Source organism: Streptomyces flavofungini, assembly GCF_030388665.1.
Lineage (GTDB): Bacteria > Actinomycetota > Actinomycetes > Streptomycetales > Streptomycetaceae > Streptomyces > Streptomyces flavofungini_A.
Genome location: NZ_CP128846.1, coordinates 1,183,173 through 1,193,214, shown reverse-complemented (window position 1 = coordinate 1,193,214; position 10,042 = coordinate 1,183,173). Strand labels below are relative to the sequence as shown.

1 protein-coding gene and 1 pseudogene are annotated in these 10,042 nt (G+C 74.1%); both read left to right on the top strand.

Features of this window, described 5'->3' with window-relative positions:
- Positions 1–86 precede the first annotated feature (86 nt).
- Positions 87–137 (top strand): annotated as a pseudogene (locus QUY26_RS41110) (polyketide synthase docking domain-containing protein); the annotation flags it as partial.
- A gap of 39 nt (positions 138–176) precedes the next feature.
- Entirely contained in the window at positions 177–9,917 is a 9,741-nt protein-coding gene (locus QUY26_RS04800; protein WP_436840484.1) for a type I polyketide synthase, read from the top strand.
- The last annotated feature ends 125 nt before the right edge of the window (positions 9,918–10,042 follow it).

Genomic DNA, 10,042 nt, shown 5'->3' with positions numbered 1-10,042 from the left:
CCGTAGGGGGAGGGTAGGGGTTGTTGCCCCTGCCCTCCCGCCGATGTGATGGGGTCGGCCCTCTGCGTTGAAGGAGTCGCACCGAAATGGCGAACGAGCAGAAACTCCGCGAGTACCTCAAGCGAGTTACCGCGGATCTGCATCAGACCCGGCAGCGTCTACAGGACGCCGAGTCGGTGAGCCGGGAACCCATCGCGATCGTCGCGATGAGCTGCCGCTACCCCGGCGGCGTGAGCGGCCCGGAAGACCTCTGGCAGCTCGTCGCCGACGGCGGGGACGCGATCTCCCCCTTCCCGGACGACCGGGGCTGGGACGCGGACCTCCACGACCCCGACCCCACCCGCGCGGGCAAGAGCTACGCCCGCGAGGGCGGATTCCTCCACGACGCGGCGGAGTTCGACCCCGCCTTCTTCGGGATCTCGCCGCGCGAGGCCCTCGCCATCGACCCGCAGCAGCGCCTCCTCCTGGAATCGACCTGGGAGGCCTTCGAGCGGGCGGGCGTCGACCCCCTGTCCGTGCGCGGCTCCAGGACCGGAGTCTTCGTCGGCGTCATGTACGGCGACTACGGCAACCGCATCCTCAGCAACCCCGAGGGCCTGGAGGAGTTCGAGGGCTACCTCGGCAACGGCAGCGCGGGCAGCATCGCCTCCGGGCGCGTCTCGTACACCTTCGGCCTGGAGGGCCCCGCCGTCACCATCGACACGGCCTGCTCGTCCTCCCTCGTCGCCCTGCACCTCGCCGCGCAGGCGCTGCGCCAGGGCGAGTGCACCATGGCGCTCGCCGGTGGTGTCACCGTCATGTCGACGCCGGACACGTTCGTGGAGTTCAGCCGTCAGCGCGGCCTTGCCGCCGACGGCCGCTGCAAGGCCTTCGCGGAGGCCGCCGACGGCACGGGCTGGGGCGAGGGCGTCGGCCTGCTCCTCCTGGAGCGCCTCTCGGACGCCCGCCGCAACGGCCACCAGGTCCTGGCCGTCGTCCGTGGCACCGCCGTCAACCAGGACGGCGCCAGCAGCGGCCTGACCGCCCCCAACGGTCCCTCGCAGCAGCGTGTCATCCGTGCCGCCCTGGCGAACGCGGGCCTGACGCCCGCCGACGTCGACGCGGTGGAAGCGCACGGCACGGGCACGACCCTCGGCGACCCCATTGAGGCCCAGGCCCTCCTCGCCACCTACGGCCAGGAACGCCCCGAAGCCGCCAGCGGCGGCACCGCACCCCTGTGGCTCGGCTCGGTGAAGTCGAACCTCGGCCACACGCAGGCCGCCGCCGGAGTCGCGGGCGTCATCAAGATGGTCATGGCCATGCGGGCGGGCGTCCTGCCCCGCACCCTCCACGTCGACCGACCCAACTCCCACGTCGACTGGTCGGCGGGTTCGGTGGAGCTCCTGACCGAGGCCCGGGAGTGGGCCGAGCGGGACGGCGGAGCGCCGCGCCGCGCGGGTGTCTCCTCCTTCGGCGTGAGCGGGACCAACGCGCACGTGATCGTGGAGCAGGCCGCCGTGGAGGAGCCCGCGGAGCAGCCCGAGCCGGCCGGTCCCGGCGGGTCGGGTACCGCGCCGGTTGCCACGGCCGTGGTGCCCTGGCTGGTGTCGGCGCGCAGCCCAGAGGCGTTGCGGGCGCAGGCCGAGCGGCTGCGGGAGCACATGGCAGGGCGTGAGGACCTCGCGCCTGCGGCTGTGGGCTGGTCCCTGCTCTCGGGCCGCGCCCTCCACGAGCACCGGGCGGTCGTCTTCGGCCGGGAGCGCGAGGAGTTCCTGGCGGGGCTGGGCGCGGTTGCCGCCGGTGGTCCGGGTGTCGTCACCGGTGCGGTGGTTGAGGGCCGTCTCGGGGTCGTGTTCACCGGTCAGGGCAGTCAGCGGGTCGGGATGGGGCGTGAGCTGTACGAGGCGTTCCCGGTGTTCGCCGATGCGCTGGATGAGGTGTGCGCGCATCTGGACGGGCTGTTGGATCAGCCGCTGAAGGACGTCATGTTCGGCACCGACGCCGAGGTGTTGGAGCAGACGGGGTACGCGCAGCCCGCGCTGTTCGCCGTCGAGGTCGCCCTGTACCGCCTCGCCGAGTCCTTCGGAGTGCGGCCCGAGATCGTGGGCGGGCACTCGATCGGCGAGCTGACGGCCGCCTACGTGGCCGGACTCTGGTCCCTGGAGGACGCCGCTCAACTCGTCGCTGCGCGTGGTCGGTTGATGCAGTCGTTGCCGGAGGGCGGGGGCATGCTGGCGGTGCAGGCCGCCGAGGCCGATGTGCTGCCGCTTCTCGAAGGCCTTGCGGAGAGCGTGGGTGTGGCGGCCGTGAACGGGCCGTCGCAGGTGGTGCTCTCCGGTGACCTCAAGGTCCTGGAGGGCTTGGAGGAGAAGCTGCGCGGTGAGGGCCGCAAGGTGCGGTGGCTGAAGGTGTCCCACGCCTTCCACTCGCCGCTCATGGACCCGGTCCTGGATGACTTCCGCAAGGTCGCCGAGGGGCTGACGTATCAGGTTCCGAAGCTGTCGGTGGTCTCCAATGTGACGGGGGAGCTGGCGGATTCGGCTCGGCTCCGGGATCCGGAGTACTGGGTGCGGCACATCCGTGAGGCCGTGCGCTTCCATGACGGTCTGACTGCTCTAGCCGGTTTCGGTGCGAGTACTGTGCTCGAGCTGGGCCCGGATGCTGTTTTGACGGCGATGGCGCACGACACGCTCACCGACCCGGCTTCTCAGGCTGGTCTCGTCGCCGCCGTCCGCAAGGACCGGCCCGAACCCGACACCTTCCTTGCCGCCCTCGCGCACCTCCACGTGCGCGGCACCACCGTCGACTGGTCCCGCTTCTTCGAGCCCGTCGAGGCGCGCCGCCGCGTGGACCTGCCCACGTACGCCTTCCAGCGCCAGCACCTCTGGCTCAACCCCCTGGAGCAGGCGCCCGGCGCCGCCGGGGACGGGTTCGACCCCGCGGACGCGAGTTTCTGGAAGGCCGTGGAGGACGAGGACCTCGCCGCTCTGACGGGAGCCCTGGACGTCGACGAGGAGGCGCCGCTGCGGTCGGTGCTGCCCGCCCTCACGGCCTGGCGGCGCCAGCGGCACGAGCGGTCCGAGCTGGACCGTTGGCAGTACCGGACCACGTGGAAGCCGCTGGCCAAGCCGTCGCGGGCCGCACTCATGGGCACCTGGCTGGTCGTCGCCCGCGCCGACGCGACGGACGAGCCGTGGCTCGACGCCTCCGTACAGGCCCTGGAACAGGCCGGGGCACGAGCCCGCGTCCTGCGCGTGGACACCGGCGACGCCGACCGCGACACGCTGCGGGCGCAGGTCGCCGACGCCCTCGCCGAGCAAGGCGAGGACGCCGGGACCGGCACGACCCTGACGGGAGTCCTCTCCCTGCTGGCGTGCGCACCGGCCGACGTGCTTTCGACCCTCGCGCTCGTACAGGCCCTCGGCGACGCCGCGGTGGCCGCACCCCTGTGGGTGGCGACCCGCGGCGCGGTCTGTGTCGGCGCTTCGGACTCCGTGGCCGACGCCGACGGCGCGGCCGTGTGGGGCCTCGGCCGGGTCGTCGCCCTCGAACACCCCGAGCGCTGGGGCGGCCTGGTCGACCTGCCCGGGACGGCCGACGCACGCGCCATGTCCCGCCTCACCCAGGTCCTCGGGGCCACCTCGGGCGAGGACCAGGTGGCGGTGCGCGGCTCCGGCGTGTTCGCGCGCAGGCTGGTGCGTGCGGCCTTCGGTGACGCCCCGTTGGGCGAGTCGTCGGCGGGGGAGTGGTCCCCGAACGGCGGCACGGTGCTCGTGACCGGCGGTACGGGCGCCCTCGGCGGTCATGTGGCGCGGTGGCTGGCGCGTGCGGGTGCCGGTCATGTGCTGTTGACGAGCCGTCGTGGGTCGGAGGCGCCGGGTGCGCTTGAACTGCGTGACGAATTGCTGGAGTTGGGTGTACGGGTGACGGTCGCGGCGTGTGACGCGGCGGACCGGGAGGCGCTGGCGCGGGTCCTGGACGCGGTCCCGGACGACGTGCCGTTGACCGGGGTGTTCCACACGGCGGGCGTCCTGGACGACGGTGTGCTCGACGGCCTCACGCCGGACCGGATGGCAGCCGTGTTCCGCGCCAAGGCGGAGTCGGCCCGGAACCTGGACGAGCTGACCCGCGACGCCGACCTGTCGGCCTTCGTCCTCTTCTCCTCCCTCACCGGGACCGTGGGCGCGCCCGGGCAGGGCAACTACGCGGCGGCGAACGCCTTCCTGGACGCTCTCGCCGAACAGCGGCGCGCCGCCGGACGGCCCGCCCTCTCGCTCGCCTGGGGCCCGTGGGCCGGGAGCGGCATGGCCGCCGACGACGGCTCCGACGAGCGGATGCGCCAGGCCGGCCTGCCCGTCATGGACCCGGCACGCGCGATCGAGGTCCTGCGCCGGGCGACCCACCACGCGACGGCACCCGACGCGACGGCGCACCTCGTCGTCGCCGACATCGTCTGGGACCGCTTCGCCGACGGCTTCACCGCCACCCGGCACAGCACCCTCTTCGACGACCTGCCGGAGACCGCGGCCGCCCGCGCGGACCGGCCCACCGGCGCGGGCGACACCGAAGTCACCTCCCTGAAGGGCCAGTTGGCCGCCCAGTCGCGCCCCGAAGCCGAGCGGACCCTGCTCGACCTGGTGCGGAACCAGGCCGCCGCGGTGCTCGGGCATGGCGGCACGGAGGCGGTGCCCGGCGACAGCGCGTTCAAGGGGCTCGGGTTCGACTCGCTCACCTCGGTGGAGTTCCGCAACCGCCTCGGCGCCGCGACCGGCCTCACCCTGCCCGCCACCCTCGTCTTCGACCACCCCTCGCCCAGGTCCGTCGCCGACTACCTCTCCGGTCTCCTGCTCACCGGGCCCGACCCCGACACGACCGTTCCCACGACGGTCGCGGCCACCGGCCCGGTCGACGACGACCCCATCGCCATCGTGTCGATGAGCTGCCGCTTCCCCGGCGGCGTACGCGACCCGGAGGACCTGTGGCGCCTCGTCGCCGACGGCGTCGACGCCCTGGGCGAGTTCCCCGCCGACCGGGGCTGGGACACCGGGGCGCTGTACGACCCCGACCCGGCGACGCCCGGCGCCACCTACGCGCGGCAGGGCGGATTCCTGCCGGACGCGGGAGCCTTCGACGCGGACTTCTTCGGGATCTCCCCGCGCGAGGCCCTGGCCATGGACCCGCAGCAGCGGCTCCTCCTGGAGACCGCGTGGGAGCTGTTCGAGCGCGCCGGGATCGCGCCCCCGTCGCTGCACGGCAGCCGCACCGGTGTGTTCGCCGGCACCAACGGCCAGGACTACCTCGACCTCCTCAAGGACGCCCCCGAAGGCGCCGAGGGATACATCGGCACGGGCAACGCGGCCAGCGTCGTCTCCGGCCGCCTCTCCTACGCCTTCGGCTTCGAAGGCCCCGCCATGACCGTCGACACCGCGTGCTCCTCCGCCCTCGTCGCCCTGCACCTTGCGGCCCAGGCGCTGCGGCAGGGCGAGTGCGACCTCGCCCTCGCGGGCGGCGTCACCGTGATGTCCACGCCCAGCGCGTTCATCGAGTTCAGCCGCCAGCGGGGCCTCGCGGCGGACGGCCGCTGCAAGGCCTTCGCGGAGGCCGCCGACGGTACGGGCTGGGGCGAGGGGGCCGGACTGCTGCTCCTTGAGCGCCTGTCCGACGCGCGCCGCAACGGCCACCAGGTCCTGGCCGTGGTGCGTGGCTCGGCGATCAACCAGGACGGCGCGAGCAACGGCCTGACCGCCCCCAACGGCCCCTCGCAGCAGCGTGTCATCCGCGCCGCCCTGGCGAACGCGGGCCTGACGCCCGCCGACGTCGACGCGGTGGAAGCGCACGGCACGGGCACGACCCTCGGCGACCCCATCGAGGCCCAGGCCCTCCTCGCCACGTACGGCCAGGAGCGGGCCACCGAGGAGCCGCTGTGGCTGGGCTCGGTGAAGTCCAACATCGGGCACACCCAGGCCGCCGCCGGAGCCGCCGGTGTCATCAAGATGGTGATGGCCATGCGCCACGGCATGCTGCCGCCCACGCTGCACGTGGACGAGCCGAGCACGCACGTGGACTGGTCGGCGGGTTCGGTGGAGCTCCTGACCGAGGCCCGGGAGTGGGCGGAGCGGGACGGCGGTGCGCCCCGTCGTGCGGGAGTGTCGTCGTTCGGCGTGAGCGGCACGAACGCGCACGTGATCGTGGAGCAGGCACCGGCTGCGGAGCCCGTCGAGCCCGCCGGTGAGGTCACTCCGGTGACGCCCGTGCCGTGGCTGGTCTCCGCCCGCAGCGCGGAGGCCCTGCGCGCCCAGGCCGGGCGGCTCGTCAACCACCTGAACGGCCGCCCGGAGGCGGAGCCCGCCGACGTGGCCTGGTCACTCCTCTCGGGCCGCGCCCTGCACGAGCACCGAGCCGTCGTACTCGGCCACGGCCGGGACGAACTCCTGGCCGGGCTCGACGCCGTCGCGTCGGGCGGCTCCGGGGCCGTGACGGGCTCCGTCACGGAAGGCCGTCTCGGGGTCGTCTTCACGGGTCAGGGCAGTCAGCGGGTCGGGATGGGGCGTGAGTTGTACGAGGCGTTCCCGGTGTTCGCTGATGCGTTGGACGAGGTGTGTGCGCACCTGGACGGGCTGCTTGAGCGTCCGTTGAAGGACGTGATGTTCGGCTCGGACGCGGATCTCTTGGAGCAGACGGGGTACGCGCAGCCCGCGCTGTTCGCCGTCGAGGTCGCCCTGTATCGCCTCGCCGAGTCCTTCGGGGTGCGGCCGGAGATCGTGGGCGGCCACTCGATCGGTGAGCTGACGGCCGCGTACGTGGCCGGACTCTGGTCGCTGGAGGACGCCGCTCAACTCGTCGCTGCGCGTGGTCGGTTGATGCAGTCGCTGCCGGAGGGTGGGGGCATGCTGGCGGTGCAGGCCGCCGAGGCCGATGTGCTGCCGCTGCTCGAAGGCCTTTCCGGCAGCGTGGGTGTGGCGGCCGTGAACGGGCCGTCGCAGGTGGTGCTCTCCGGTGACCGCACCGTCCTGGAGGGTCTGGAGGAGAGGCTGCGTGGTGAGGGCCGTAAGGTGCGGTGGCTGAAGGTGTCGCATGCCTTCCACTCGCCGCTCATGGACCCGGTTCTGGAGGACTTCCGCAAGGTTGCGAAGGGGCTGACGTATCAGGTTCCGAAGCTGTCGGTGGTCTCCAATGTGACGGGGGAGCTGGCGGATTCGGCTCGGCTTCGGGAGCCGGAGTACTGGGTGCGCCACATCCGCGAGGCCGTCCGCTTCCACGACGGACTCGCCACCCTCACCGGCCAGGGCGTCTCCACGCTCCTCGAACTGGGCCCGGATGCCGTCCTGACGGCGATGGCGCACGACACGATCACCGACCCGGCCGCCCAGGCGGGCCTGATCGGCGGACTGCGCAAGGACCGGCCCGAGCCCGACACCTTCCTCGCCGCCCTCGCCAAGGCGCACGTGCGCGGAGTCGAGGTCGACTGGACGCCGCTGTACGCGCGGGCCGAGGCGCGCCGCCGCGTGGACCTGCCCACGTACGCCTTCCAGCACCGGACCTATTGGCCGGAGCCGAAGGGCTCGGGCACGTCAGCCGCGGACCGGAGCGACGGCGTGGACGCCGAGTTCTGGGAGGTCGTCCAGCGCGAGGACCTGGAAGGGCTCGCCGAGACGCTGGACCTCGACCAGGAGGCCTCGCTGAAGTCCGTCCTGCCCGCGCTCGCGACCTGGCGACGGCGACAGCAGGAACAGCACCAGGTGGAGGCCCTGCGCTACCGGGTCACCTGGAAGCCGCTCCCCGGCGACCGCTCCCCGGCCGCCGGACCGGCGTTCGGCGGGACGTGGGCGCTGGTCGTACCGGCCGGTGCGGTCGGACACCCCTGGAGCACGGCCGCCGAGGAGGCGCTGGCCGCCGCGGGCGCGGACGTACGGCGCGTCGTCGTGCGTGACGAGGTCGTCGAGCGTACGGCGATGGCGCGGCTGCTGCGGGAGCCCGGTGCGGGGGAAGCCGCGTCCGACGGCGACGCCGCCCTCGCCGGAGTCCTGTCGCTGCTCGCCCTGGACGAGCGGCCGTACGGGCACGCCGCGTCCGGCGCCGAGGACGCAGTCGACGGCCCGGGACCGGACGCCCCCGCCCTGACCTGGGGCATGGCCGCGACCCTCGCGCTCACGCAGGCCGTCGTCGACGCCGAGGTCGGCGGGCGGCTGTGGATCGCGACGTGCGGCGCCGTGTCCGTCGGTGACGCCGATCCCGTACGCAGTGTCACGCAGGGGCAGGCGTGGGGATTCGGCCGGGTCGTGGGCCTTGAGCACCCTGACGTGTGGGGCGGCCTCATCGACCTCACGGAGACGACGGGGAGCACCGGCACCACGGGCGGCGTGGAGACGGCGGACGCCACGAACGGCTCCGAAGTCTCCGTGAGCACAGTCCCGGCCCGCGCCCGCGACCTCCTCACCACCCTCCTCACCCGCACCGCGGCGCCCGGATTCACCGAGGACCAACTCGCCGTCCGGACCTCGGGCGTGCACGTCCGCCGCCTCGTCCGGGCACCCCGCGGCACCGCCCCGGCCACCCCCTGGCAGCCCCGCGGCACCGTCCTCGTCACCGGCGGCACCGGCGCCCTCGGCGCCCACGTCGCACGGTGGTGCGCGAGCGGCGGCGCCCAGCACCTCGTCCTGACCAGCAGGCGCGGCCCGGACGCGCCCGGCGCCGCCGAACTCCGCGCCGAACTCGAGGACCTGGGCGCCAAGGTCACCGTCGCGGCCTGCGACGTCGCCGACCGCGACGCCCTCGCCCGGCTCCTCGCCGCGATCCCCGCCGACGCGCCGCTCAGTGCCGTCGTGCACGCGGCCGGCCTCGGCCAGGACCTGACGATCGACGAGACCGGACCCGAGGACTTCGCGGAGATCGTCGCCGCGAAGACCGCGGGCGCGGCGCACCTGGACGACCTGCTCGGCGACACGCCGCTCGACGCCTTCGTGCTGTTCTCGTCCATCGCCGGCGTGTGGGGCAGCGGCGGCCAGGCCGCCTACGCCGCCGCCAACGCCTTCCTCGACGGCCTCGCCGAGCGCCGCCGGGCCCAGGGCCGGGCCGTGACATCGGTGGCGTGGGGACCGTGGGGCGGTTCGGGCATGGCGGGCGACGACGCCGCGGCGGCGCACCTGCGCAAGCGCGGACTGCCCGTCCTGCGGCCCGAGTCGGCGATCGCGGCCCTGCGGCACGCGCTCGACCGGCGCGAGACGCTCGTCACCGTCGCCGACGTCGACTGGGAGCGGTTCGCCCCGGCCTTCACCGTGCGACGGCCGAGCCCGCTGCTCGACGACCTGCCGGAGGCCCGCCGCGCCCTCGACGCCGCGTCCGCCGACCAGGACGCGGGCACGGCCGGAGCCGCCGACGCGGCGGCCGCCCTGCGCGACCGGCTCGCCGACGCGACGCCCGCCGAGCGCGAGCGGACCGTCCTGAACCTGGTCCGCGCGGAAGTCGCCGCCGTACTCGGCCACACCGGCACCGAGGCCGTCCGGGAGGACCGCGCGTTCAAGGACTTCGGCTTCGACTCCCTGACCGCCGTGGAACTGCGCACCCGCCTCAACGCCGCGACCGGCCTGAGCCTGCCGAGCACCCTCGTCTTCGACCATCCCACCCCCGGCGAACTGGCCCTGCAGCTCCTCGCCGAACTCCTGCCCGACGCGGCCGCCGACGCCCTGGCCGCCGACGGCCCCGACGGCGACGGGTCGGGGGCCGACGACCCGGCCGACGCCGAGGTCCGCCGCGCCCTGGCGGCCGTCCCGATCGCCCGCCTCCGTGAGGCGGGCCTCGTGGACGCCCTCCTGAGCCTGGCCGCGGGGGACACGGGCGCGGGCGTGGGCACGGCCGATGACGACGACGCGGACGCCTCGATCGACGCCATGGACGTCGCCAACCTGATCCAGCTGGCCTTGGACAACAGTGACTCCTGACCCAGCACGAGACGCAGCACCAGACGCGGTACGAGGCGCGGTGCGACCCGCGGTACGCGCCGCGGTACGACACGCGGCCCGAGCCGCCGAACGACACACAGTGCGAGCCGCGGCGCGAGCCGACG